23 protein-coding genes and 2 tRNA genes are annotated in these 23,112 nt (G+C 71.8%); 9 read left to right on the forward strand and 16 right to left on the reverse strand.

Features of this window, described 5'->3' with window-relative positions:
* Nucleotides 1-12: 12 nt before the first annotated feature.
* The 3 genes from SM611_RS15155 to SM611_RS15165 form a co-directional block, all read right to left on the reverse strand.
* A complete protein-coding gene (locus tag SM611_RS15155; RefSeq protein WP_371950170.1) occupies nucleotides 13-1,785 on the reverse strand; it encodes a M64 family metallopeptidase in 1,773 nt (590 codons plus the stop codon).
* 156 nt (nucleotides 1,786-1,941) lie between these two features.
* Complete coding sequence (locus SM611_RS15160) at nucleotides 1,942-2,733, reverse strand: SDR family NAD(P)-dependent oxidoreductase (RefSeq protein WP_371950171.1); 792 nt, start codon at nucleotides 2,731-2,733, stop codon at nucleotides 1,942-1,944.
* Between the two features lie 17 nt (nucleotides 2,734-2,750).
* Nucleotides 2,751-2,969 carry a hypothetical protein gene (locus SM611_RS15165; protein WP_371950172.1) on the reverse strand — a complete coding sequence of 73 codons (219 nt, stop codon included), beginning with the start codon at nucleotides 2,967-2,969 and terminating at the stop codon, nucleotides 2,751-2,753.
* Nucleotides 2,970-3,178: 209 nt separating this feature from the next.
* On the opposite strand from SM611_RS15165, the gene SM611_RS15170 reads away from it, so the two are divergent.
* The 3 genes from SM611_RS15170 (at nucleotide 3,179) to SM611_RS15180 (ending at nucleotide 4,131) form a co-directional block, all read left to right on the forward strand.
* Nucleotides 3,179-3,298 (forward strand): DLW-39 family protein, encoded by a 120-nt coding sequence (locus SM611_RS15170; protein WP_217711122.1) that lies wholly within the window; start codon nucleotides 3,179-3,181, stop codon nucleotides 3,296-3,298.
* A gap of 22 nt (nucleotides 3,299-3,320) precedes the next feature.
* A complete protein-coding gene (locus SM611_RS15175; RefSeq protein ID WP_371950173.1) occupies nucleotides 3,321-4,040 on the forward strand; it encodes an HAD family hydrolase in 720 nt (239 codons plus the stop codon).
* An 18-nt stretch (nucleotides 4,041-4,058) separates the two neighbouring features.
* Nucleotides 4,059-4,131, forward strand: a tRNA-Ala gene (locus SM611_RS15180).
* Nucleotides 4,132-4,401: 270 nt separating this feature from the next.
* Here SM611_RS15180 and cydC read toward each other — a convergent pair.
* The 5 genes from cydC to SM611_RS15205 all read right to left on the reverse strand — a co-directional run bounded on the left by cydC (nucleotide 4,402) and on the right by SM611_RS15205 (nucleotide 11,082).
* Nucleotides 4,402-6,144 carry a thiol reductant ABC exporter subunit CydC gene (cydC, locus tag SM611_RS15185; RefSeq protein ID WP_371950174.1) on the reverse strand — a complete coding sequence of 581 codons (1,743 nt, stop codon included), beginning with the start codon at nucleotides 6,142-6,144 and terminating at the stop codon, nucleotides 4,402-4,404.
* Between the two features lie 257 nt (nucleotides 6,145-6,401).
* Nucleotides 6,402-8,051 (reverse strand): thiol reductant ABC exporter subunit CydD, encoded by a 1,650-nt coding sequence (gene cydD, locus SM611_RS15190; RefSeq protein WP_371950175.1) that lies wholly within the window; start codon nucleotides 8,049-8,051, stop codon nucleotides 6,402-6,404.
* Nucleotides 8,048-9,064, reverse strand: a complete 1,017-nt coding sequence (gene cydB / locus SM611_RS15195) for a cytochrome d ubiquinol oxidase subunit II (RefSeq protein WP_371950176.1) — start codon at nucleotides 9,062-9,064, stop codon at nucleotides 8,048-8,050. The genes cydD and cydB overlap by 4 nt, the downstream gene beginning before the upstream one ends.
* Before the next feature lie 11 nt (nucleotides 9,065-9,075).
* On the reverse strand, nucleotides 9,076-10,494 hold the full coding sequence (locus tag SM611_RS15200; protein WP_371950177.1) for a cytochrome ubiquinol oxidase subunit I: 1,419 nt from the start codon (nucleotides 10,492-10,494) through the stop codon (nucleotides 9,076-9,078).
* A gap of 138 nt (nucleotides 10,495-10,632) precedes the next feature.
* Complete coding sequence (locus SM611_RS15205; RefSeq protein WP_371950178.1) at nucleotides 10,633-11,082, reverse strand: hypothetical protein; 450 nt, start codon at nucleotides 11,080-11,082, stop codon at nucleotides 10,633-10,635.
* A 119-nt stretch (nucleotides 11,083-11,201) separates the two neighbouring features.
* Between SM611_RS15205 and SM611_RS15210 the strand changes: the two genes are divergently transcribed.
* Nucleotides 11,202-12,395, forward strand: coding sequence for a site-2 protease family protein (locus tag SM611_RS15210; RefSeq protein ID WP_371950179.1), 1,194 nt, complete (start codon nucleotides 11,202-11,204; stop codon nucleotides 12,393-12,395).
* Nucleotides 12,396-12,535: 140 nt separating this feature from the next.
* Here the strand turns inward: SM611_RS15210 and SM611_RS15215 are convergent, their stop codons facing one another.
* A complete protein-coding gene (locus tag SM611_RS15215) occupies nucleotides 12,536-13,999 on the reverse strand; it encodes an MFS transporter (RefSeq protein WP_371950180.1) in 1,464 nt (487 codons plus the stop codon).
* Nucleotides 14,000-14,192: 193 nt separating this feature from the next.
* Here SM611_RS15215 and SM611_RS15220 point away from each other — a divergent pair, with 193 nt between their 5' ends.
* Nucleotides 14,193-14,666 carry a MarR family winged helix-turn-helix transcriptional regulator gene (locus SM611_RS15220; RefSeq protein WP_371950181.1) on the forward strand — a complete coding sequence of 158 codons (474 nt, stop codon included), beginning with the start codon at nucleotides 14,193-14,195 and terminating at the stop codon, nucleotides 14,664-14,666.
* Nucleotides 14,667-14,721: 55 nt separating this feature from the next.
* On the opposite strand, the gene SM611_RS15225 is transcribed toward SM611_RS15220, so the two are convergent.
* The 4 genes from SM611_RS15225 to SM611_RS15240 are packed head-to-tail and all read right to left on the reverse strand — an operon-like array spanning nucleotide 14,722 to nucleotide 18,331.
* On the reverse strand, nucleotides 14,722-15,924 hold the full coding sequence (locus SM611_RS15225; RefSeq protein WP_371950182.1) for an ABC transporter permease: 1,203 nt from the start codon (nucleotides 15,922-15,924) through the stop codon (nucleotides 14,722-14,724).
* Entirely contained in the window at nucleotides 15,921-16,634 is a 714-nt protein-coding gene (locus tag SM611_RS15230) for an ABC transporter ATP-binding protein (RefSeq protein ID WP_371950183.1), read from the reverse strand. The genes SM611_RS15225 and SM611_RS15230 overlap by 4 nt, the downstream gene beginning before the upstream one ends.
* Nucleotides 16,631-17,794: an efflux RND transporter periplasmic adaptor subunit gene (locus SM611_RS15235; RefSeq protein ID WP_371950184.1), complete on the reverse strand. Its 1,164-nt coding sequence runs from the start codon at nucleotides 17,792-17,794 to the stop codon at nucleotides 16,631-16,633. Before SM611_RS15235 ends, SM611_RS15230 begins: the two co-directional genes overlap by 4 nt.
* Nucleotides 17,795-17,806: 12 nt before the next feature.
* Nucleotides 17,807-18,331 (reverse strand): hypothetical protein, encoded by a 525-nt coding sequence (locus SM611_RS15240; RefSeq protein ID WP_371950185.1) that lies wholly within the window; start codon nucleotides 18,329-18,331, stop codon nucleotides 17,807-17,809.
* A 117-nt stretch (nucleotides 18,332-18,448) separates the two neighbouring features.
* Between SM611_RS15240 and SM611_RS15245 the strand changes: the two genes are divergently transcribed.
* Nucleotides 18,449-19,105: a response regulator transcription factor gene (locus tag SM611_RS15245; RefSeq protein ID WP_371950186.1), complete on the forward strand. Its 657-nt coding sequence runs from the start codon at nucleotides 18,449-18,451 to the stop codon at nucleotides 19,103-19,105.
* 8 nt (nucleotides 19,106-19,113) lie between these two features.
* On the forward strand, nucleotides 19,114-20,256 hold the full coding sequence (locus SM611_RS15250) for a sensor histidine kinase (RefSeq protein ID WP_371950187.1): 1,143 nt from the start codon (nucleotides 19,114-19,116) through the stop codon (nucleotides 20,254-20,256).
* Nucleotides 20,257-20,338: 82 nt separating this feature from the next.
* Here SM611_RS15250 and SM611_RS15255 read toward each other — a convergent pair whose 3' ends face one another.
* Together SM611_RS15255 and SM611_RS15260 are read right to left on the reverse strand one after the other, a co-directional pair.
* On the reverse strand, nucleotides 20,339-20,803 hold the full coding sequence (locus SM611_RS15255) for a RidA family protein (RefSeq protein WP_371950188.1): 465 nt from the start codon (nucleotides 20,801-20,803) through the stop codon (nucleotides 20,339-20,341).
* Nucleotides 20,800-21,501: an NADPH-dependent F420 reductase gene (locus SM611_RS15260; RefSeq protein ID WP_371950189.1), complete on the reverse strand. Its 702-nt coding sequence runs from the start codon at nucleotides 21,499-21,501 to the stop codon at nucleotides 20,800-20,802. The genes SM611_RS15255 and SM611_RS15260 overlap by 4 nt, the downstream gene beginning before the upstream one ends.
* 203 nt (nucleotides 21,502-21,704) lie before the next feature.
* Here SM611_RS15260 and SM611_RS15265 point away from each other — a divergent pair, with 203 nt between their 5' ends.
* Nucleotides 21,705-22,025: an ArsR/SmtB family transcription factor gene (locus tag SM611_RS15265; RefSeq protein ID WP_371950190.1), complete on the forward strand. Its 321-nt coding sequence runs from the start codon at nucleotides 21,705-21,707 to the stop codon at nucleotides 22,023-22,025.
* A gap of 111 nt (nucleotides 22,026-22,136) precedes the next feature.
* Here the strand turns inward: SM611_RS15265 and SM611_RS15270 are convergent.
* Nucleotides 22,137-22,219: transfer RNA gene (locus SM611_RS15270), tRNA-Leu, on the reverse strand.
* A gap of 128 nt (nucleotides 22,220-22,347) precedes the next feature.
* Between SM611_RS15270 and SM611_RS15275 the strand changes: the two genes are divergently transcribed.
* Complete coding sequence (locus SM611_RS15275) at nucleotides 22,348-23,103, forward strand: FHA domain-containing protein (RefSeq protein WP_067627928.1); 756 nt, start codon at nucleotides 22,348-22,350, stop codon at nucleotides 23,101-23,103.
* The last annotated feature ends 9 nt before the right edge of the window (nucleotides 23,104-23,112 follow it).

Consider the following 23,112-nt stretch of genomic DNA (forward strand, 5'->3'; position numbering starts at 1 on the left):
GGATGGTGGAGGTCAGGTGAGGGTCACGACGAAGCGTTGCGGCTGGCCGGTGTTACCGGACGGGTCGGTCGCGCGGTATTCGATGGTGTGGCGCCCCTTCCCGAGCTTGCCGTAGGTCAGGCTGTCGATGACCGTGCCGTTCTCGGTGAAGAGCCAAGGGGCGGACGAGTCGGTGGGCCAGCCGAAGTAGTTGAACCAGCCGTCGCCGTCCACGCGGAACTCGGAGACGACCACGCCCGGACGATCGTCAGTGCCGGTCAGCCGCATGGTGAACGGGCCATCGAAGGTGTACTCGGACGTGCGCCCGGCACGAATCAGGCTCCGCGCAGCCGTGGAGAGCGCGTAGGCCACGGTCGGACGTGCCGCGTCGATCGTCCACACGCGACTGTTGGAGCCGACGCGCGCGGCCAGCGTGTGCGTGCCTGCGGACATGCGGAACCGTCCCAGATCGATGTCCTGGTCACCGCCGCGTACACGCCGGCCGTCGATCTCCCACTGCACCTTGGGTGCGAGGCGTGTGGGATGGGTCGTCTCTACGTACACGACCGATTCGGCGCCCACGGGCTTGTCGGTCGGTGTGGAGTAGTTGAAGTCGATCGGGGTCGGAGCCGATGGTGTTTTCAGGCTGCTGTCCACTGTCCACGTGCGGGTCTGTGTCAGCGCGGCCGACGACCGTATGGCTGGATCTCGGACGAAATCCGTGGGGTCGGTGACCGTCACCTTGGCGGTGTGCGTGCCCTTCTTGAGGTGCAGCTCGGAGAGGTCGAGGTTGGAGCCCTTCCGCACGGGCTTCCCGTCGACCGTCCATGTGACCGACAATCGGTGCCCAGTCGGATGCATCGTCTCCACCCACAGGACACGGTCGTCGCCCACCGGAGCGTCCGCGGGCGTGTGCGCCTGGACGAGGCTGACCTTGCCCGAGATCCGCTCGGTCATCCGCTCCCGCGCGACCTGGTCGTAGTAGTAGCCGAGCGTTTTCATCATCGAGTGCCGGCTCGGCCTCCACACGCCCTGGCTGAAGTAGAGGCCGCCCTCGTAACGGCCAATGGCGCCTCCGGACTCGCTTCGTTCACCGAGCCACCGCCACCACTTCTTCTTCTGCGTCTTCATCTCGTTCTCGGTCAGCAGCGTGTGGTGGATGGAGTCGGGCTCAGGACCGGCGTACGTGCCGCCAGGAACACCCCGCTGGTAGTAGTCGTACTCGTCGTGCAACCCACCAAGCGAATGCCCGAGTTCGTGGGGAGCAATGAGAGCGGACATCGCGTTGCCGCCGGAGGCCGTCGCATACGTCCCGCCTGCACCGCCGTAGGTGTCGCTGTTGGCGAGCGCCAGGATCTGCCGGTTTCCGGGTGTCGCCCCTTGGACGAGATCCGCGTATGTCTTGGCCGCCGCCGAGTCCATGACGAGAAGACGCTGAATGCCGTCCTCGCGGCACCCGCTCCAGAACGCCATGTGCAACGGAGTCGTGCGACGTGGGGACGACAGCGCCGGGTCACAGCTCACCCCAGACTCACCGGACGGGATCTCCACGGCGTACACGTTGATGTAACTGCGGTACGACTTGAACGGCTCGATCGTCCATAGGTCGTTCAGGTGCTTGGCGAGATGCGTGCGGAACTTCGGCATGTCCGCCGCCGTGTAGCCGTCCCCCAGCACCACCAGGTTGAAGCGCTTGGCGGGATCACCGGTGACCTGGATCGGCACCACCGTCGCGTCCGCAGGCTCCGCCGCCCGCGCGGGGGCCGCCATGAGCGGCAGGACGGTCGCCAACGCCGCCCCGATCACGACCTTGCTGCCCGTCCACATGCGCAGACCTCCTCGCGAGGTGGCGCACGCGGTAGGCGGGGTGCGGCCGGACGCTGCGCCTGGCCGTCCCGCTGATCAAGCGGGACACGCCCGGATTATCGCCGCAGTATCCGGATTTGTCGCTACCGCCGGGCGCTATCGCTTGTCGCGCTGCCCGTCCGCGAGGCCCTCCGCGATGCGCTGCCCGCCCGCGCGGCGCTGCACGGCCGCGGACAGGACCGGCGCGATGCCGCCGAGCCGGGCACCGAGGCGCAGCCCGAGCGGCGCGACGTCGACCTCCGCGGTGTTCCGCTCGATGGCACGCACCGTCGCGCGCGCCACGTCACCGGGCGACCGCGTCCCGACGCCCTTCGGCAGCGCGACGCCGGCGTCCGCGAACATCCCCGCGTCCCGGATGAACCCCGGGAAAACGGTCGACACGCCGATGCCGTGCGGACGCAGGTCCTCCCGCAGAGCCAGGGCGAACCCGCGCATACCGAACTTCGTCGCGTTGTACAGCGACGCATGGCCGGACGCCGCCTTCCCGGACAGCGACGACACGAACACCAGATGCCCGCGGCCACGATCGGCCATCTGCGCGGCGGCGAGCTTCGCCATCACGATCGGCGCCCGCAGGTTGACGTCCAGCGTCCGGTCGATCTCGGTGATCGAGTACTCGTCCAGCAGCCCGGACGCCGGCAGCGCCGCGTTCGCGACCAGCACGTCGACCCGTCCGGCCTCGTCCAGGAGTTTCTCGGCGGCCTCGGGATCGGCCAGGTCCGCGACGATGGCCCGGCCGCCGAGCCGGTCCGCCAGCGGTTCCAGGACGTCCGCCCGCCGGCCCGTCAGCACGACCCGGCCCCCGCGATCGGCCAGCGCCTTCGCCAGTGCCTGCCCGATTCCGCCGGTCGCCCCGGTCACCAGGACGTTCGCTCCGCGCAGTTCCATGCCGAGATGATGGCCGATCACATCCCGATCCGCCACAGCAGCAGGACGATCGACGACAGCACCAGCCCGGCCGCGCCCAGCGGCACGTCGCCCAGCACGATCAACGCGGCGCATCCCGTGGTGATGATCACGCAGACCAGCACCAGCCCCCGGCTTCCGGACCTGCCCTCACCCGCCTCGCCCGCCTCGCCCGGCTCGAACTCACGCTCCCAGCGGTGGAAGTCGTCCTCTGCCATAGGCGCTCCCGGAGGTCGTCCCCTCGGATTATGCGGCCGTCCGGACGTCCCGGCGAGGCCCGTCCCCATCAGACGCGCCGTCCGATAACGGTGAGCGGGTGCGGACCGACCGGCAACGGTTGCTAGGCTTCGGAGAGCCTGGGGGAAGCAGATACTGATCGGCACATCCCCGGGTTTTGACTTCATAGTCGAGGTGAAGGGGTCCCACCGTGAAGAAGCTGCTCATTCTTGCCGTTGTCGCTCTCGGCGGCTTCGCCGTCTGGCGCCGGATGCAGCAGGACCGCGCCGAGCTGGACCTGTGGACCGAGGCCACGTCGTCCGACAGCTGACACGCCGGCGACAGGCCCCGGCGTGACCGACGCAGCACCGATCACCGTCGCCTGCATCGATCTCGCCGGGACCACCGTCGCGGACGGCGACACCGTCGAAACCGCCTTCGCCGAGGCGATCGCCACCCTGCTGGGGATCGTCTCCGGCACGGCGGCGTTCGGGCGCGCCACCGCACGCTTCAGCGACGCGCGCGGCGAATCGAAGATCGGCATCTTCCGCTCGCTCTTCGACGAGCCCCGCGCCCAGGCCGCGCATCTCGCGTTCGAGCGGTCCTATGACCAGCTCGTCGATCGGCGCGGCCTGTTTCCCGTGCCCGGAGCCGACGACGCCCTGAAGCACCTCCGCGCCTCCGGCGTGCGCGTCTGCCTGCTCACCGGCTTCGGCCGCAGCACCCAGGCCCGCGTCATCGACACCCTCGGCTGGTGGGACCGCGCCGACCTGACGCTCAGCCCCGACGACGTCCGCCGCGACCGCCCCCGCCCGGACATCGTCCTCACCGCCGCTCTCCGCCTCGGCGTGGACGACGTCCGCCACATCGCCGTCTGCGGCGCCACCGCCCCCGCCATCCTCTCCGGCCGCCGCGCCGGCGCGTCCATCACCGCCGGCGTCCTCACCGGCCCCCACTCCCGCGACCGCCTCCGCACCGCCGGCGCCACCCACGTCCTCCCGAGCATCGCCGACCTCCCGCCCCTGCTCCTCCGCACCCCCGCCGATGCCACGCCCGCCCCGGACCACGGGTAAGCTTTGAGCCGCCCACACGGGGCCTTAGCTCAGTTGGTAGAGCACCGGCTTTGCAAGCCGGGTGTCAGGGGTTCGAATCCCCTAGGCTCCACCCACCGAAAAGCCCAGGTCAGAAGCTATGTTCCGACCTGGGCTCTCGTGTCTCACGATCTCTTCTTTCGTTTCCGTGCCCGTTACGTGCCCGATCGCCGACCCTGGTCTCGTCACCGGTCTTGAGGGCACTGCGGACCCCGGTCCGTTCCAACTCGTTGTCCCGGTCGCGAATCACCGCGTCCCAGAACTCCGGCTCTTTCCCGTCCGCTGTCCCGTCGGCCCGACCCCCGGAGCGTAGGGAGGGCTCCATGGCCTTACCAGTGGCTTTTCAGGCTTTCACGTCCTGCCGGGAGGCGGTGCGCTCGCGCTGCCATAGGGAGCGGTAGAGGCCCGGCCGGGAGATGAGGCCGGCGTGGGTTCCGCGATCGGCGACGCCGCCCTCGTCCAGGACGATGATCTCGTCGACGGCGTCCAGTCCGGCGAGGCGGTGGGTGACGAGGAGGGTCGTGCGGCCCTCGGTGGCGGCCAGGAGGTCGGCGGTGAGTTCGTCGGCGGTCGCGATGTCCAGGTGTTCGGCGGGCTCGTCCAGGAGGAGGATCGGGAAGTCGGCGAGGAGGGCGCGGGCCAGGGCGATGCGCTGGCGCTGCCCACCGGAGACTTGGGCGCCGTGCTCACCGACGTGGGTGTCGAGCCCCTGCGGCAGGGAGTCGACCCAGTCGAGGATGCGGGCGCGGCCTAGAGCGTCCCGGATCTCGTCGTCGGTCGCGGTAGGGCGCGCCAAGCGGATGTTCTGCCCGATCGTCGAGTCGAACAGGTGGGCGTCCTGGGCGCAGAGGCCGATGACCGTGCGGACGTCGTCGCCGGTCAGCGAGTCCAGCCTCACCCCGTTCAGTGTCACCTCGCCGGACACGGGTTCCAGGAATCGCAGTAGGACGGACGCCAAGGTCGTCTTACCCGAGCCGGACGGGCCGACGATCGCGCAACGGCGCCCCGGGGACAGGTCCAGGGAGACGCCGTCGAGCGCGTAGGGGGCGCTGGGCGTCCAGCGGGCGCGCAGGTTCCGGACCTTCAGGCCGTACGGCGCGGCGGGCAGCGGGGACGGGTCGGCCGGGTCGCGGACGGGCGGCGGCGCGTCCAGGACGGCGAAGATCCGTGTGGCCGAGCGCCGTACCCGTTCCAGGTACTGGGCGGCCAGGGGCAGCCCGGCGACGACCTCGAACGCGGCCAGCGGCAGCAGGACGATCACCGCGAGAAGGACCCCGTCGAGCGCGCCGGAGCGGACGGCCGGCACACCGACGGCGAGGCTGCCCCATACGGCCAGCCCGCCGGCGAGGGCGGAGATGGCCGCGCCGAGCCCGGCGGTGGCGGCGGAGCGGGACGTGGCTCGGGTGAAGTCGCGGTCCAGGCGGGCGGCCTCGGCGAGCTGCGCGGGGGCCGCGCCGTAGGCGATGAGTTCCGGCGCGCCCTGAAGGGTGTCGACGACGTGGGAGGTCAGCTCGCCGCGCAGGTCGGTCGTCCGGCGTTCGGCCCGGCGCGCCATGGCGGAGGAGAGCCAGGGGGCGACGACACCGGCCAGCAGCAGGGCGAGCAGGAGGACGATGCCGGCCGATGGGAGCAGGAACCAGGCGAGACCCACCGAGGCCCCGCCGACGACGGCGGCGACCGTGCACGGCAGGAGGACGCGGAGGAACAGGTCCTGGACGGCGTCGACGTCCGCGACGAGGCGGTTCAGGAGGTCGCCGCCACGGAAGGCGGGGAGGCCGCCAGGTGCGAGGCGTTCCAGCCGTTCGTACACACGCGCCCGGAGGTCGGCCAGGATGCGGAAGGTCGCGTCATGCCCGACGAGCCGTTCGACGTAGCGGAACACCCCGCGTCCGAGCCCGAACGCGCGGACGGCGACGATCGCGACCATCAGCATGAGGACGGGTGGATGCTGCGCCGCACGGGAGATGAGCCACGCTGAGGTCGCCATCAGCCCGACCCCGCTGCCCAGGGCCAGAACCCCGAACAGGACGGCGAGAAGCAGCCGTGCCCTGGCCGGACGGGCGAACCTGATGAGCCGCAGGATCACGCCGGCACCTCCTCGCCCGGCCGCCCGCCGGCCACCCGACGACGTGCGATCGTCGCCTCGCTGCCCGGAACCATCGGAAACAAGGCGTTCGGTGAGCACCTGCCGCCGGCCGGCGACCCGGCCCTCGGATGCCGAAGGAGAATTGCCACGCTGTGCGGAGCCGCCGGGCGTCGCATGGACGGGCACCTCCTCGGTGGTCCGGCTGGTGCCGGAGTGCCGGGTGGGGGCGGAGGTTTCACGTGAATCATTGACGGGGGTCATGCCCTCACCGCCGCGGGAGAGATCTCGACGACCCGGTCGGCCAGTGCCATCAGGGCGGGGCGGTGCGCGACGAGGATGACGGTTCGGCCGGTCTTGAGGCGTTCGACGGCGTCGATGACCGCGGCCTCGCTCTCGACGTCCAGGTTCGAGGTCGGCTCGTCCAGCAGGAGGAGCGGTGCGTCGCGGAGGAAGGCGCGGGCCAGGGCGATGCGCTGCCGCTGGCCGGCCGACAGTCCGGCGCCCCGGTCGCCGAGCGGTGTGTCGAAGCCGGCGGGCAGCGCCTCGATGAACGGGAGCGCGTTCGCGGCCTCGGCGGCGGCCCGCACCGACGCGGCCGAGGCGGAGGGACGGCCCAGGCGGATGTTCTCGGCGACCGTTCCGGCGAAGAGGTGGGGACGCTGCGGAACCCAGGCGAGCTGGGTGCGCCAGGCGTCCGGCGAGAATTCGCCGAGGTCGTCCCAGTCGATCAGGACGCGTCCCGAGTCCGGCCGGACGAACCCGAGCAGCACCGACAGCACCGTGGACTTCCCGGCGCCGCTCGGCCCCACCAGGGCGACCGTCTCACCGGGGTGGACGGTCAGGGAGAAGTCGGAGAGGGCGGGTCCCCGGTCGTAGGCGACCGTCACTCCGTCCAGGCGGAGCGTTGAGTGTGCAAGGTCGGGAATGTCCGAGCGGCTCCCGGACGCGGGCAGCGGCGTTTCGAGCACCTCGAAGATCCGGGACGCGGCGGTGAGACCTTCGACGCTCGCGTGGTACTGCGCGCCGACCTGCCGCAGGGGAAGGTACGCCTCCGGCGCCAGGATCAGGACGAGCAGCGCCGTCTCCAGCCCGAGACCGCCTTCGACCAGCCGCAGTCCGATCGACACGGCGACGAGCGCGACCGACAGGGTGGACAGCAGTTCCAGCACGAGGGCCGACAGGAACGCGATCCGCAGCGTCGACATGGTCGCGCGCCGGTGCCGGTCGGTGACCTCGCGGATCCGGTCCGCCTGCGCCCGCGCCCGGCCGAAGATCTTCAGCGTGGGCAGCCCGGCGACGACGTCCAGGAAGTGCGCGGCGAGGCCGGACAGCGTCCGCCACTGCCGGTCCATCTTCCGCTGCGTGGTGAGACCGACCAGGATCGCGAAGACCGGGATGAGCGGCAGCGTCGCCGCGATCGTCACGGCCGACAGCCAGTCGCCGAGCAGGATCCGGAACCCGACCGCCGCCGGGACGATCACCGCGAGGACGAGTTGCGGCAGGTAGCGGGAGAAGTAGTCGTCCAGCGCGTCGATGCCGCGGGTGGCGAGGGTGGCGAGTTCGCCGCTGCGCTCGCCGGACAGCCAGCGCGGCCCGAGGCCCAGCGCGCGGGCGAGCAGCCGGCCGCGCAGCTGCGACTTCACCGCCGCGGACGAGCGGTGGGCGGCGACCTCCTGCAGCCACGCGACGAGCGTCCGGCCGAGGACGACGGCCAGCAGGAGCAGCAGCGGGGTGCGCAGCCCGGCGAGGGACGCGCCGCCGAGGAAGACCCGCGTGAGCATGTCGGCGAGCAGTGTCGCCTGCGCGATGATCAGCCCGGCGGTGGCGGTGCCGAGCGCCACGGACGACGCCAGGAAGATCCGGGTCGTCCGGGCGTACGTCAGCAGCCGGGGGTCGAGGGGCTTCACGGCACCGGCTCGGGCTTCTTCGGCGCCGGGATGTGGGACGTGCCGATCCGCTTCCGGAACACCCAGTACGTCCACCCCTGGTAGATCATCACGATGGGGGTGAACACCGCCGCGACCCAGGTCATGATCTTCAGGGTGTAGCCGGACGAGGCGGCGTTCGACGTGGTCAGCCCGCCCGACTCGAGCGTGGACGGCATGACGTCCGGGAACAGCGCGGTGAACAGGGTGGCGACGGCGAGCACGATGGCGGCGCCGGTGCCGATGAACGCCCAGCCTTCGCGCCCGCGCCCGTTGGCGACGGCCGCGAGCAGCAGTCCGGCGGCGGCGCCGGCGGCGGTCAGCCAGGTCACCGGCTTGCCGTGCTGCAACTGCGTGATCAGCAGGAAGGCCCCGCCGGAGGCGATGGCGCCGATGACCGAGACGGTCGCGACGCGGCGGGCCTGGAGGCGGATGGCGCCGGACGTCTTCAGCGCCAGGAACACGGCCCCGTGCAGGACGAACAGGATCGTCGTGGTGAGCCCGCCGAGCAGCGCGTACGGGTTGAGGAGGTCGGCGAGCGTCCCCGCGTACTCGTGCGAGGAGTCCAGCGGCACGCCCCGGACGATGTTCGCGAACGCGACGCCCCACAGGAACGCGGGCAGCAGGCTGCCCCAGAAGATCGCCCTGTCCCAGCGGGACCGCCACCGCGGGTCGTCCTTCTTGCCGCGGTACTCGAACGCGACGCCCCGGATGATCAGCGCGAGCAGGATCGCCAGGAGTGGCAGGTAGAAGCCGCTGAACAGGGTGGCGTACCACTCGGGGAACGCGGCGAACGTCGCCGCGCCGGCGACGATGAACCACACCTCGTTGCCGTCCCAGACGGGCCCGATGGTGTTGATGACGACGCGGCGCTCGACGTCGTCGCGGCCGAGGACGGGCAGCAGTATCCCGACGCCGAAGTCGAAACCCTCCAGGAAGAAGTAGCTCGTCCACAGGAAGGCGATGATGATGAACCAGACGGTGGTGAGTTCCATGACCGGCCCCCTCAGTAGGCGAACGCGAGCGAGCGCGTGTCGTCGGAGTCGTCGCCGGAGCCGGAGGGCGGTGGCGGCAGCACCTCGTCCTCGGTCGGCGGCCCGGCCTTCGCGTACTTGAGCATCAGCCCGGCCTCGATGACCATGAGGACGCCGTACAGCGCGGTCAGCGAGACGACGGAGATGAGCATCGAGGTCGGCGAGACCCCCGGTGAGACGCTCGCGGACGTCTTGAGCACGCCGAACACCGACCAGGGCTGCCGTCCCATCTCGGTGAAGATCCAGCCGGCGGAGTTGCCGATGAACGGGAGCGTCAGCGACAGCATGCCGGCGCGGTACACCCAGGGGCTGGACGGCAGCCGTCCGCGCCGCAGCAGCCACAGCCCGGCCAGCGAGACGAGGGCGGTGAGCATCCCCACCCCGACCATGAGCCGGAAGTTCCAGTAGGCGATCGGGATGTTCGGCCGGTAGTCGCCGGGCCCGTAGCGGGCCTCCTCGGCGGCCTGGACGTCGTTGATCCCCTTGACCTCGCCGTCGAAGGTGCCGGTGGCGAGGAAGGACAGGACGCGCGGCACCTTGATCCCGAAGACCTCCTCGCGGCCGTCCGGCGTCCCGACGGTGAAGATCGAGAACGACGCGGGCTGCTCGGTCTCGTAGAGGGCCTCGGCGGCGGCCATCTTCATCGGCTGCTGCTCGGTCATGACCTTGCCCTGGAAGTCGCCGGTGACGGCGACGCCGATGGACGCGACCGCGGTGACGGCGAGGGCGAGCTTCAGCGACGGGCGGAAGACCTCGACGTTCTTGCGGCGGGCGAGGTGCCAGGCGCTGACGCCGGCCATGAACAGGCCGCCGGTGACGAACGCCGCGGTGATCGTGTGCGGGAACGCGACGAGCTGCGTCGAGTTGGTGAGGACGGCCCAGAAGTCGGTGAGGACGGCCCGTCCGGTCTCGTGGTCGATCCGGTAGCCGACGGGGTGCTGCATCCACGAGTTGGCGGCGAGGATGAAGTACGCCGACAGCAGCGTCCCGATGTGGACGAGCCAGATGCAGGCGTTGTGGAGCTTGCCGTTCAGCCGGTCCCAGCCGAAGATCCACAGGCCGAGGAAGGTGGACTCGACGAAGAACGCGAGCAGCCCCTCGATGGCGAGCGGCGCCCCGAAGACGTCTCCGACGAAGCGGGAGTAGTCACTCCAGTTCATGCCGAACTGGAACTCCTGCACGATGCCGGTGACGATCCCCATCGCGAAGTTGATCAGGAAGAGCTTGCCCCAGAACTTGGTGGCGCGCAGGTACCTGGTCTTACCCGTCCGCAGCCAGGCCGTCTCCAAGCCCGCGACCAGCGCGGACAGTCCGATCGTCAGCGGGACGAAGAAGAAGTGGTAGACGGTGGTGATCCCGAACTGCCACCGTGCGATGTCGACCGAGTCCATGCCCAGGCGCCTCTCCGGCTTATCTACTACAAGCTGTAGTACTACATCCTGTCAGAAATACTACGGCGTGTAGTACTACGGCACGTCGTAACGTCCGTCACGTGAGGCGCCCGGCCCGGTGTCCTGGCGCGGAGCGTCCTAGCCCAGAGCGCTGTACACGCCGGCCGCGACCGCTCCGTAGGCGAGATGGGGCACGGCGTCGACCGCCCAGTCCGAGGCGGACCACTCGCGCGGATCCGTCAGCCCCAGCACGGTCATCGGCGCGCTCGTCCCGACCATCGCGAGCGCGGTCAGCAGCACGGTCGCGACCGGCATCGGGAGGCCGCGGCGACCGGCGATCGCGCCGTACACCAGCCCGGCGCCGAGCCCGGTGCCGAAGCCGAGCATCGGCCCGAGCCCCGCCTTCCGGTTCTCCGCCTTCTCTCCCTCGCCGAGCCCGACGCCGGTCATGTCGGCGAGCGTCCCCACGCTCCGCTCGGGCGTATTGCTGGGAGGACGTCCCCGAACGGCCATGTCGAGGTTCGTCACCACGTTGAGTGCGGTGGTTCCGGCCGCTCCGGCGACCAGGCCGCGCGTCAGTCTGTCCATGCCTTCGCGCTACCCGCACATCCCCGCCGAACCCGCCCGCATGGACGTACAGGCAGCGGGTAGCCCGTGCCCAGGCGAAGGGGAAGCGCCGGAGGAAACGGCGCGGACAGGGGAGACCGATGAGGGAGTCGATCCGGCTCGGCAGCATCGCCGGCATCAGAATCGGCTTCCACTACAGCGTGCTCGTGATCGTGGTGATCCTGGTCGTCGGGCTGTCGTTCGGCAGGTTCCCGTCGGTGCATCCCGGCTTGTCCACCTGGGCCTACATCGTCGCGGGCGTCGTGAGCGCCGTTCTGCTGCTGGTGTCGCTGCTCGTCCACGAACTGGCGCACGCGCTCGTCGCGCGCCGCAACGGCATCGAGGTCTCCGGCATCACGCTGTGGCTGCTCGGCGGCGTCGCCGAGCTGCGCGGTGAGCCGCGCAGCGCGGGCGCCGACCTGCGCATCGCCGTCGTCGGCCCGCTCGCCAGCCTGGCCGTGGGCGGGATCTTCGCGATCGCGGCCGTGGTGACGTCGGCCCTCAGCGGCCCCGGCCTCGGCGTGGAGACCCTCGCCTACCTGGCCGGCATCAACGGGATCCTCGCCGTGTTCAACCTCGTCCCCGCGGCGCCGCTGGACGGGGGCCGGGTCCTGCGGGCGTTCCTCTGGTGGCGCCGGGGCGACCGGACCTCCGCCGCCGTCACCGCCGCCCGCGCCGGCCGGGTCTTCGGCTTCATCCTGATCGCCCTCGGTTTCCTCCAGTTCGTCGTCGGCGCCGGGTTCGGCGGACTGTGGCTGGTCCTGATCGGGCTCTTCCTCGTCGGCGCCGCCAGCTCGGAAGAGCAGCAGACGCGGGTGAACGCGGCCCTGCACGGCATCCGCGTCGGCGAGGTCATGACCCCCGATCCGACCGTGGCCGACGCCACGAGCACGGTGCAGGACCTCATCGACGAGGTCGTCCTCGCCCACCGCTTCTCCACGTACCCGCTGGTGGAGGACGGCCGCCTGGCGGGGCTGGTGACGTTGAACCGCGTCCGGTCCGCACCGCCCGGCGAGCGCGCGCGACTCCGCCTCGCCGACATCGCCTGCCCGCCGGACCAGGTTCCGACGGCCCACCCGGACGACCTCCTGACCGACCTGCTGCCCCGCATGGCCGGCTGCACCGACGGCCGCGCCGTCGTGCTGGGCGCCGGCGGCCAGGTCGTGGGCGTGGTCAGCCCGAGCGACATCAGCCGTGCGATGCAGGCCAGCGACCTGCGCGGCACCCGGCCCTACCCGCCGCCGCGCGGCGCCGACCTGACGGTGCCGCACGACAAGCACCGCTGGACGCCCTGACGCGTCCGACATGTTCCGTCCGACCGGCGATGGGGCTCCGCCGTCAACCGCGTCCGGCAAGGGAAGGCCCGCCGCGACCTCGTGGACGTCGCGGCGGGCGGATGGGTGCGTGCGGACGACAGGGCCCAGCACGCCGCCGATCAGATGTCGCTGGCGACCTGTTCGGACACGGCGGCGGTCTTGGCGTGCGCGCCGTGCCGGGAGTGCGCGGCGCGGCGTCCGGCGGGAATGGCGGCGGCGATGGCCGCGGCCAGCAGCGCGACGCCGCAGCCGATGAGCAGGCCGACCCGGAAGCCGTTCTCGGACGCCAGCTCGTGCCCGCCGAGGTCGATCGTCATCTCGGCCAGGACGACACCGATGACCGCCGCGCCGATCGAGGTGCCGAGCGAGCGCATGAGGGTGTTGAAGCCGTTGGCGGCGGCGGTCTCGCTGAGCGGCACCGAGCTGAGGATCAGCGCGGGCATCGCGCCGTAGGCGAGCCCGACCCCGCAGTTGATGATCATCAGGCCGACCATGAGGCCCCAGGCCGCGCCCATCAGGCCGAGGGACGCGCCGTAGCCGGCGGCCACCACGAGGATGCCGATGACGAGGGTGAACTTGGGGCCGCGGATGTTGGTGATCTTCCCGCCGAGCGGGGAGACGAGCATCATCACGATGCCGGCGGGCGCCATCCACAGGCCCGCGGCCAGCATCGACTGGCCCAGGCCGTAGCCGGTCGCCCTGGGGTACTGCAGGAGCTGCGGGACGATCAGCATCGAGGCGTACATGCCGACCCCGACGAAGATCGACGCGAGGTTGGTCAGCAGCACCCGGGGACGGGCCGTGGTGCGCAGGTCGACGATCGGCTGCTTGGTGCGGATCTCCCAGGCGCCCCAGACCAGGAGCGCGACGACCGCGGCGGCGAACAGGCCGATCGTGGTGGCCGAGGACCAGCCCCAGTCGGCGCCCTTCGACACCGCCAGCAGCAGGCAGATCAGGCCGATGCCCAGCCCGACCGCGCCGGGCACGTCGAAGCGCTCGCCCTTGGCGCCGGCCGGCACCCGCGGGATCAGCCGCCAGATCAGCACCGCGATGATCACGGCCATCGCGGTCGAGCCCCAGAAGAGCACGCGCCAACTCGTGTACTCGGCGACGGCCGCGGCGATCGGCAGCCCGAGGCCGCCGCCGATCCCCATGGACGCGCTGACCACCGCGATGGAGGAGCTGAGCTTCTCCGCCGGCACGACGTCGCGCAGCAGGGCGATGCCGAGCGGCACCATGCCCATGCCCATGCCCTGCAGCCCGCGTCCGATGATCATGGGGACGACCGAGGACGACAGCGCGCACACCACCGAGCCCGCGATCAGCGGGGCCGCGCAGACCAGCAGCATCGGGCGCTTGCCCACCAGGTCGCCGAGGCGGCCGAAGACGGGCACGCAGACGGCGCCCACCAGCAGCGTGACCGTGATGACCCACGCGCTGTTGGACGGCGAGGTGTGCAGGATCTTGGGCAGTTCCGCGATGAGCGGGGTGACCAGCGTCTGCATGACCGCCGCCGTGACGCCGGCGAGCGCCAGCGTGGTGACCACGCCGCCCGAACGGGCGGCGGGTTCGGGAGCGTCCATGACGCGACTCCTCGGCTTCTCGTCATATCCGGCCGGCGGCCGGAACCAATCATGCACGATACACGTAATATGTAAAGGGCACATGGTATGTGTGATGCATACCTTTCCGCGGCGGCGGAGACGTCTCTGCGAGGATGGAGGCGGGACGGCCCCGCGAGGACGGGCGGTTCGGGCGGGAGGAGACGCATCGGCCATGGTCAGGCCCACGCACGAGGTCGAGTACGAGCAGATGCTGCTCAGCCGGCACGAGGTCATGCGCCACCGGACCGGGCAGTTGGAACGCAGCGCCTACGTCCTGCTCAGCCGCATCCGCCTCCAGGGGCCGATGTCCATCGGGGAGTTGAGCGACGCATTCGGGCTCGACGCGTCCACCCTCAACCGGCAGACCGCCGCGGCGATGCGCGCCGGGCTCCTGGAACGCATCCCCGACCCCGCCGGTGGCATCGCCCGCAAGTTCCGCATCACCGGCGAGGGCTCCCGCCTCCTCGACGAGGAGCGCGAGTTCCTCACCAGCGGCCTCGACAGGGTCATGGCCGACTGGCCGGACGAGGACATCGCCGCCTTCGCCGCCTACCTGAGGCGGTTCAACACCGACATAGAACGCCTGAGCGGACGTCCTTGGCCCCGTCCGGCCGAGCACGCGGGGGACGCGCGGCCGGTCGGCTGACCGCCCGCCCGGTCGACCGCCCGCCCGGACGGCCCGCCGGCGGGCCGCCGGGCGCTCACAGCGTGCGCAGCGCCTCGGTGGGAGAGAGGCGGGCGGCCCGCAGGGCGGGCAGGAGCCCGGCGATCGCCCCGATGACGATCGCGGCGCCGATCCCGCCCGCCCACGCCTGCGCCGGGATGACGACCGCCCAGCCCTTCGCGCTCGCGTAGACCGCGGTGGTCAGCGCCCCGGCCGCGACCCCGGCGACCCCGCCGAGCAGCGCCAGCATGACCGCCTCGGACAGGAACTGGGTGCGGATCTGCCCGCGCGTCGCGCCGAGCGCCCGGCGCAGCCCGATCTCCGAGCGCCGCTCCAGCACCGAGATGATCATGATGTTGGCGACCCCGACCGCGCCCACGATCAGCGCCACGATGCCGAGCCCGAGGAACAGGCTGTCGAACGCGCCCTCGGCGGCGGCCCGCGCGGTCAGCGCGTCCGACGGCTGGCTGACGTCGACGTCCCCGGGCGCCTCGGGGTTCGCGGTCTGCGCGAGCACGCCCTGCACGGCGTTGACCTCGCCGGTCCGGGCCCGCACGTACACCGTCGTCGGAGCTCCGGGGACGGCCTTGCCCTGGTCGACGGCCGTGTAGCCGAGGTAGCGCTCGGCGGCCGGGTAGCCGATCAGGGCGCTGGTGTCGATGTCCGTCGACAGCGTCGCCGGCTCCAGGATGCCCGCGACGTAGAACCACTGGTTCTTCAGCCAGATCCGCTGCCCCGGATAGACGCGGTCGATCCCGAGGCGCTGCGCCGCGAGCGCGCCGAGCACCGTGACCGGCCGGCGCTCGGTCGCCGGGTTCAGCCAGCGCCCCTGCGCGACGCCCGTCCCGACGACCTCGGGGAGGTTGAGGCTCGCGGCCTCCACCTTCAGCGCGTTGGTGTTGATCGCCGGGATCAGCGGGCTGCGGTACACGTTCGCGCCGTCGATGGCGCCCGCGTGCGCCGTCCGCTCGACGCCGGGCAGGTGCGAGATCCGCTGCGGCGCGGCGACCGGGAGCCGCGCGGTCCCGCCGGTGACCGACGTGCCGGTGTTGGCGGTCAGCAGGTTCGTGCCGAGCCGGTCGATCTGCGCCAGCAGCCCGGCCTGGGAGGACGCGGACAGGCCCAGCACGGCCACGATCGCCGCGGTGCCGATCGCTATGCCGAGCGCGGACAGCGCGGCCCGAAGCCGGCGCACCCGGATCCCGGTGCCGGCCACGCGCATCTGGTCGGACAGCCTCATACGCCCTCCATCGATCGAACCGCGCTGTCGGCGACGATCCGCCCGTCCAGGACGTGCAGCTGACGGGGCATCCGGGCGGCCAGCCCGCCGTCATGCGTGATCATGAGGATGGTCGCGCCGGCGGCGTTGAGCTCGTGCAGCAGCTCGATGATCGCCGCGCCCGTACTGCTGTCGAGGTTTCCGGTCGGCTCGTCGGCGAGGACGATCGCCGGGCGTCCGACCAGGGCGCGGGCGATCGCGACGCGCTGGCGCTGCCCGCCGGAGAGCTTGCCCGGACGAAAGCCCGCCCGGTCCTCCAGCCCGACCCGGGCGAGCGCCTCGGCGGCCCGCTCGCGCCGCTCGGCCCGACCCGCGCCGCCGTACAGCAGGCCGTCGGCGACGTTCTCCAGGACGGTCGTGTGCTCCGACAGGTGGAACTGCTGGAAGACGAACCCGATGCTGCGGGCCCGCACGGCGGCGAGCCGGCGGTCGGTGAGCGCCGAGACGTCCTCCCCGTCGATCCGCACGGTGCCCTCGGTGGGCCGGTCGAGCGTGCCGAGGATGTGCAGCAGCGTCGACTTGCCCGATCCGGACGGGCCGACGATCGCGACCAGCTCCCCGCTGCGCACGGTGAAACTCACCCCGCGCAGCGCGTGCACGGGAGGCTCCGAGCCGTACGTCTTGGTGACGCGCTCCAGTTCGATGACGTTCATGACGTTCGTCCCGCTCATGTCGACGGCACCACCACTCGGTCGCCGGCCGTCAGGCCGCCGGAGACCTGCACGCGTCCGTTGGCATGGTCGAACAATCCCAGCGTGACCGGGACGAACCGGGTCCGGCCGCCGTCGCCCGCCGCGACCTCGACCTCGTATCCGCCGCCGGCGCGCCCGATGAGCGCGGTCACCGGAACGCTGAGCGCGTCCTTGACGCCGTCCGTGGTGATCTCCACCTGGACCGGCGCCTGGTCGAGGGTCCCGGCGTCCTTCGGATGCTTGAGCGTGATGTGGACCGGGAGCGTCGCGGGCGCCTCGTCGTCCTTGCCGGAGGACGCCGCGACCGAGCCGATCCGGCTGACCACGCCGGGCGTGGTCCGGTTGTCCGGCAGCGTGATCCGCGCGCTGTCGCCCTTCTCGACCTCCGACTGCTGGGACGGGTCGAGTCGCACGACCACCTCGCGTCGGTCCGACGACGCCTCCATGATCGGACGTCCCGGCACAGCGCCCGTGCCGTTCCCCGCCGTCACCTTCGTGATCCGCAGCGGGCCGGGCAGGACAACCGCCCGGCCGAGGTCCAGCCTGCCGGTCACGTCGGCGCCGCGCTCGTCCTGGAGCTTCTCCAGTGCCGCCGCCGTCGCCCAGCCGAAGTGGCCGGAATCGGCGTCGAGCCCGGACCCGGCGGCGTAGCCCCCGTCCACCAGGGTCCTGTTCAGCGCCCGGACGTCCTTGCCGTCGTCGCCCACGGCCAGGTCGCGGTAGGCGGGCGTGCTCCCGCAGACCAGGATCACCGGCTTCTGGTCGACCTTGTACAGCGTCTCGCCGCAGTCGACCTGGGCGCCCGCCACCGGAACCCGCGTGTACGTCCCCCTCGCCTGGTTGACCACCGGGTACGGCGTCCCGCCGGCGCCGCTCGCGTAGGAGAGCGTCCCGCTCTGGCTGACCTGCGAGGAGAGCGGGCCGCGCTGGACCGCCACGAGCGACGTCCCGCCGCCGGCCGCCGTCCCGGCCTCGCCGTCGCCGCCGGACGAGCCCGTCGCGGCGAACGCGGCGCCGGCCGCGACCGCCGCCGCGACCACGACAGCGCCGCCGATCACCCTCCGGCGGCCGCGCCGCCGCGGCGCGCGGGCGGGCGCCTTCCGCGTCTCCGGACCCGATTCGGTCGCTTCGATGCTCATCGAGTCCCGCCCTCAGCCGCCGGTGCCCTTGGCGCCGCCGGCCTCAAGGGGGCGGCAGGCCTCCACGGCCCTCCGGAACTGGGGCGTCTTGTTGTCGATGCTGCCCTTCTTCAGCAGGATGCGCCCGTTCTGCGGGTCGGGGAAGTTCGGGACGCCGTTCTCGCGCATGCACTGCGTCCACTTCAGCATCTTCGCCTGGAGCTCGGCGTTCTCCGGCGTGCCGGGCCGGTTCTGGGGCGGCTCCAGCGACTGGCACGCCCGCTGCGCCTTCTTGAACGCCGGGGAGTCGCGGTCCGGGAGGTTCGCGCCCGGGTTCTGGCCGGGGTCCGGGTAGCTGGGGAGGCCGTTCTCGCGCATGCACTCCGCGTGCCTGATCCCCTGGTCCGCCGTGGCGCTCGCCTTCGCACCGGACGCGCCCGCCCCCGGCGACCCGGAGCCGGACGAGCCGGTCTCGGAGCCGCCGGAGCTCCCGCATCCGGCGACCGTCACGGCGAGTGCCGCGGCCGAGGCCGCCAGCAACACTGAGGCCCTGTTCATCGTTTCCCTTTCCGACGGGTATCGCTTCAGGGGCCATTTCTAGAGAAGGGGCGGTCACATGACGGTGCGCGAGGCTGTGACCCGGCTGTGACCGCGAGTCGGGGAGGCTGACCGGCGATGAGAGTCCTGGTGGCCGAAGACCACGCGGAGCTGGCGGCCTCCGTGGCGAGGGTCCTGCACCGCGAGGGCATGGCGGTCGACGTGGCCCTCGACGGCCGCGCCGCGCTCGACCGCACCGCGCTGACCGACTACGACGTCGTCGTGCTGGACCGCGACCTCCCCGGAGTGCACGGCGACGACGTCTGCCGCGCCCTGGTGGCCGACCCGGACCGCCGCGCCCGCGTCCTGATGCTCACCGCGTCCGGCACGATCGCCGACCGGGTCGAGGGGCTCAGCCTGGGCGCCGACGACTACCTGCCGAAGCCGTTCGCGTACGCCGAACTGGTCGCGCGGATCCGCGCCCTCGGCCGGCGGGCGCGGCCGGCGCTGCCGCCGATCCTGGAGCACGGCGACCTGCGCCTCGACCCGGCCCGGCGCGTCGCCACCCGCGCCGGGCTGCGCCTGGCGCTGAGCCCGAAGGAGATGGCCGTGCTGGAGTACCTGCTCGCCGCGGACGGACGCGTCGTCTCCGCCGAGGAACTGCTCGAACGCGTCTGGGACGAGGCGGCGGACCCGTTCACCACCACGGTCAAGGCGACGATCAACCGGCTGCGCGCCAAGCTCGGACCCCCGCCGGTGATCGAGACCGTCCCGCAGAGCGGCTACCGGATATGAGGCCGCTCATGGCCCGGGTGCCGAGGACCGTCCGGATGCGCCTCACGCTGCTGTACGGGGCGCTGTTCGCCGTCTCCGGCACGGCCCTGCTGGCGATCACGTTCCTGCTGCTCCGGAGGAACGCCGTCTTCAAGGTGCGGGTGCCGTGCGTCGACATGCGGGAGGGCGACTGTGCGGAGCGGTTCGGCCTGCCCGCCGGAACGGAGATCCCGGTGGGCGCGTGGCGGGAGGAGCAGCAGCACGCGCTGACGCACGGGTTCCTCACCCAGGCCGGGATAGCGATGGCGATCATGCTGGTGGTGTCCCTGGCGCTCGGCTGGTTCGTCGCGGGACGGGTGCTGCGGCCGCTGCGGACGATGACCACGACCGTCCGGCACATCTCGGCGCGCAACGTCCACGAGCGGCTGGCCCTGCCCGGCCCCCGCGACGAGCTCAAGGACCTCGCCGACACCGTGGACGGCCTGCTCGGACGCCTGGAGACCGCGCTCGAGGCGCAGAAGCGCTTCGTCGCCAACGCCGCCCACGAACTTCGCACCCCGCTCACCCTCGAACGCGCGCTGCTGGAGGAGACGCTCACCGACCGCCGGGCCACCGTCGGCACGTTCCAGTCGACCTTCGAGCGCGTCCTGACGATCAGCGACCAGCAGGCGCGGCTGCTGGAGTCCCTGCTCACCCTCGCCACCAGCGAGCGGGGGCTGGACGGCCGCGTCCCCGTGGACCTCGCCGCGCTCACCGCACGCGTGCTGGCGGACCGGCCGGAGCCCTCCGGCGGCCCGCGCCTGTACCCGTGCATCGCGCCCGCCGAGACGACGGGCGACCCCGCCCTGGTCGAGCGCCTGGTGGCCAACCTTGTCGACAACGCCGTGCGCTACAACGTGCCCGGCGGCAGCGTCGACGTGGCGACCGGCGTGCGGGACGGGCAGGCCGTGATCACCGTGAGCAACACCGGACCGCCCGTCCCGCCCGAGCAGGTGTCCCGTCTCCTGGAACCGTTCCAGCGGCTGGACCGCTCCGCCCGCGGCGACGGCCACCACGGACTCGGCCTGTCCATCGTCCAGGCGATCGTCCTCGCCCACGGCGGAACGCTCAACGCGTCCCCGCGCCAGAACGGCGGGCTGACCGTCCAGGCGACCTTCCCACCCCACGCCTGAACCCGCCCCACGCCTGAACCCGCCCCGCCCCGGAACCCCGCGTCGGCCGCGACGACGACGCACGCCGGCCAACGTGCGGGGATCAGGACGGTGCGTCGCCCACGTCCAGCACGACGTCGAGTTCCAGCGGCATCCCGGCCGGGAGCGCGACCGATCCGAAGACGAGCCGGCTGTGGCGATGCGGGGCGAAGGCGGTGTCGAACACCTCCGAGGCGCCGTCGGCCACGGTCGCGTGGTCGCGGAAACCGGGATCGCAGGCGATGTGGACCGCCAGCCGCACCACCCGTGCCACCTGGTCCAGGCCGGTCTCCGCGTGCACCACGGCGAGAGCGTTGAGGGCCGCCACCCGCGCGGCGTTCCGGCCGGTGGCCGGGTCGAGTTCCGCCCCGAGGCGTCCGGTCACCACCGGGCTCCCCTCGCGCAGGGGGAGCATGCCGCTGAGGAACAGCAGGCCGGACGCCGCCACGGCGGGGACGTAGCCGCCGAGCGGCCGGGGCGGCTCTGGGAGGCGCAGCCCGGCGGCACGCAGGGCGTCGGCGGCGCTCATCCGGCGGCGCTCCCGGGCCGGGCGATCAGAGCGCCGACGACCTCGTCGGCCTGACCGGGCTTCCACCGCGTCCCCAGAAGCGTGTAGTTCATCCGGGGGAAGAAGCCGAGCCGGGTCCCGAGCTCGCCGCTCAGGAGCGTCATCCTTTCGACGGTGCGGGCATTGGCGAGCCGGCCCGCGTCGACGTGGCGGAACGGGGTCCCCGCACCGAGTTCGATGACCTGGCGCTTGGCGTCCTCGTCGTCGGAGACCACGTAGACGTCGCTGCGGACGCCGTCGAAGTCCGGCGCGTCGAAGACCTCCCACCACACGTTCTTGAACGCGCCCACCACGCGGGTGCCGGGGAGGGTCTCGGCGATCCGCTCGGCGCCGCTGGTGTCCCAGGGGGTGATGAAGTCGCTGTAGTCGGCGTTGAACGGGTTGGTGATGTCGATGAGGATCTTGCCGGCGAGCACCGTGCGCAACGGCTGGAGCTGGTCCAGCAGGCCGTCGCGCAGGAAGATGGCGGGCAGGACGACGGGCGCGTCGAGGGCCCGGTCGTAGTCGCCGGAGACGAGGCCGGGCAGGGCGAGGCCGGTCGCGATCCGGTGGGAGCGCTCGGTGTCGCGGGAGCCGAGCACGACCTCGTGCCCGGCCCGGGCGTACATCGCCGCGAGCCGCACGCCCATCCGTCCGGTGCCAAGGATGCCGATCTTCACTGCCGTTTCCCTTTCGGTGGTGTCCAGTGTTCGTCAGCGGGCGGCGGCGCCGCGCAGGACCTGCACGGCGGCCCGCCGGCCGAGGGCCACCGTACATCGGCATATAGCTAAATTCAAATATGACTATACGCTCCCCCGGTCGGGGCGCCGGCGCCGCGCTTGGCGCCGCGGTCGCCATGGTCGCTGCGGTTACGCTGGTTCCCATGGGCGTTGCAACGCGGGGAGTGGACGTGGACGTGCTGCGCGCGCTCTCCAACCAGGCGCGACTGGACATCCTGCGCTGGCTCAAGGACCCCGCCGCGAACTTCGGGCACCAGGCGGTCGGCGACTTCGACGTCGAGGGCGTGTGCGTGTCGGTCATCCAGGAGCGGGCCGGCATGTCGCAGCCGACCGTCTCGGCGCACCTGAAGGTCCTGCACCAGGCCGGGCTGGTCACCCGGAAGAAGGTCGGCGCCTGGCAGTACTACAAGCGTGACGAGTCCGCCATCCGCGGCTTTGCGGAGACCCTGCTCAGGGAACTCTGACGACCGAGCCGCGCCGACACGTCCTGAGAAGCGGAAGAGCCCTCGCGCTGTCGCGCGGGGGCTCTTTCCGTCACTATGGGGCGAAGACTTACGTCACCACCCCTGTGTGTGTGGGCGAGGAGGGATTTGAACCCTCACATCCTTTCGGACACACGGACCTGAACCGTGCGCGTCTGCCGTTCCGCCACCCGCCCATGGGCGCCGTCCCGTTTCCGGGTGCCTGAAAAGGCTAGCACGTAGGGGGCAGTGGTTAGGTATCCAGATACGCCGCGCGAACCTTCGCACCGATACGATCGTCTACCAGTGGGGAAGGGAGGTGCCCGTGGGCGTCATTCAGCGCTTCGAGCGACGGCTTGAGGGCATGGTCGAAGGGGCCTTCGCCCGTGCGTTCAAGTCCGAGCTGCAGCCGGTCGAGGTGGCCAGTGCTGTGCAGCGCGAGATGGACGATAGGGCGGCGATCGTGGCGCAGGGCCGGACGCTCGTGCCCAACGACTTCGTCGTGGAGATCTCTCAGCAGGACGGGCAGCGGCTGCAGGTGTACGCCGACAGCCTGAGCCAGGAGCTGGCGAACCTCGCGCGCGAGTACGCGAAGGAGCAGGGGTACTCCTTCGTGGGGCCGGTGCGGGTGCGGTTCGAGAACGCGGGGGATCTCGCCACGGGCATGTTCCGGATCCGGTCGGGGGTGATCCGGGGCTCGACGGTGGAGGGCGGGGAGATCCGCCGGCCGGTGAGCGACGTTCCGCAGGGCGGCCGGGGCGGTGTCTTCGGGGGGCATCCGCGGCTGCTGGTGACGACGGCGGTGGAGGGTTCGGACACGACTCAGCGCACCTATGAGATCAACACACCTGTGACTCTGCTGGGTCGCGGCACCGACTGCGACCTCCGTCTCGTCGATCCGGGCGTGTCTCGGCACCATGCCGAGATCCGCGTAGAAGGTCCCGAAATCGCTCTCGTGGATCTAGGGTCGACCAACGGCTCGTTCGTGAACGGGCAGCCGATCCGGCGGGTCACGCTGGTGGACGGCTCCCGGGTCACGATGGGCCGGACAACCCTTGTGTTCCGCCGCGATAGGGAGTAACCCCGACTC

The sequence above is a fragment of the Actinomadura monticuli genome, from assembly GCF_041463655.1.
GTDB classification, from domain to species: Bacteria; Actinomycetota; Actinomycetes; order Streptosporangiales; family Streptosporangiaceae; genus Spirillospora; species Spirillospora monticuli.

Bases quoted from the DNA above. Each gene is read 5' to 3' on its own strand.
- SM611_RS15220 (WP_371950181.1), top strand. From the start codon at position 14,193: ATGGTCAGGCCCACGCACGAGGTCGAGTACGAGCAGATGCTGCTCAGC.
- SM611_RS15205 (WP_371950178.1), bottom strand. From the start codon at position 11,082: ATGGACAGACTGACGCGCGGCCTGGTCGCCGGAGCGGCCGGAACCACC.
- SM611_RS15250 (WP_371950187.1), top strand. From the start codon at position 19,114: ATGGCCCGGGTGCCGAGGACCGTCCGGATGCGCCTCACGCTGCTGTAC.
- cydB (WP_371950176.1), bottom strand. From the start codon at position 9,064: ATGGAACTCACCACCGTCTGGTTCATCATCATCGCCTTCCTGTGGACG.
- SM611_RS15235 (WP_371950184.1), bottom strand. From the start codon at position 17,794: ATGAGCATCGAAGCGACCGAATCGGGTCCGGAGACGCGGAAGGCGCCC.
- SM611_RS15210 (WP_371950179.1), top strand. From the start codon at position 11,202: ATGAGGGAGTCGATCCGGCTCGGCAGCATCGCCGGCATCAGAATCGGC.
- SM611_RS15215 (WP_371950180.1), bottom strand. From the start codon at position 13,999: ATGGACGCTCCCGAACCCGCCGCCCGTTCGGGCGGCGTGGTCACCACG.
- SM611_RS15245 (WP_371950186.1), top strand. From the start codon at position 18,449: ATGAGAGTCCTGGTGGCCGAAGACCACGCGGAGCTGGCGGCCTCCGTG.
- SM611_RS15265 (WP_371950190.1), top strand. From the start codon at position 21,705: ATGGGCGTTGCAACGCGGGGAGTGGACGTGGACGTGCTGCGCGCGCTC.
- SM611_RS15240 (WP_371950185.1), bottom strand. From the start codon at position 18,331: ATGAACAGGGCCTCAGTGTTGCTGGCGGCCTCGGCCGCGGCACTCGCC.
- SM611_RS15200 (WP_371950177.1), bottom strand. From the start codon at position 10,494: ATGGACTCGGTCGACATCGCACGGTGGCAGTTCGGGATCACCACCGTC.
- SM611_RS15255 (WP_371950188.1), bottom strand. From the start codon at position 20,803: ATGAGCGCCGCCGACGCCCTGCGTGCCGCCGGGCTGCGCCTCCCAGAG.
- SM611_RS15160 (WP_371950171.1), bottom strand. From the start codon at position 2,733: ATGGAACTGCGCGGAGCGAACGTCCTGGTGACCGGGGCGACCGGCGGA.
- SM611_RS15225 (WP_371950182.1), bottom strand. From the start codon at position 15,924: ATGAGGCTGTCCGACCAGATGCGCGTGGCCGGCACCGGGATCCGGGTG.
- SM611_RS15165 (WP_371950172.1), bottom strand. From the start codon at position 2,969: ATGGCAGAGGACGACTTCCACCGCTGGGAGCGTGAGTTCGAGCCGGGC.
- SM611_RS15230 (WP_371950183.1), bottom strand. From the start codon at position 16,634: ATGAGCGGGACGAACGTCATGAACGTCATCGAACTGGAGCGCGTCACC.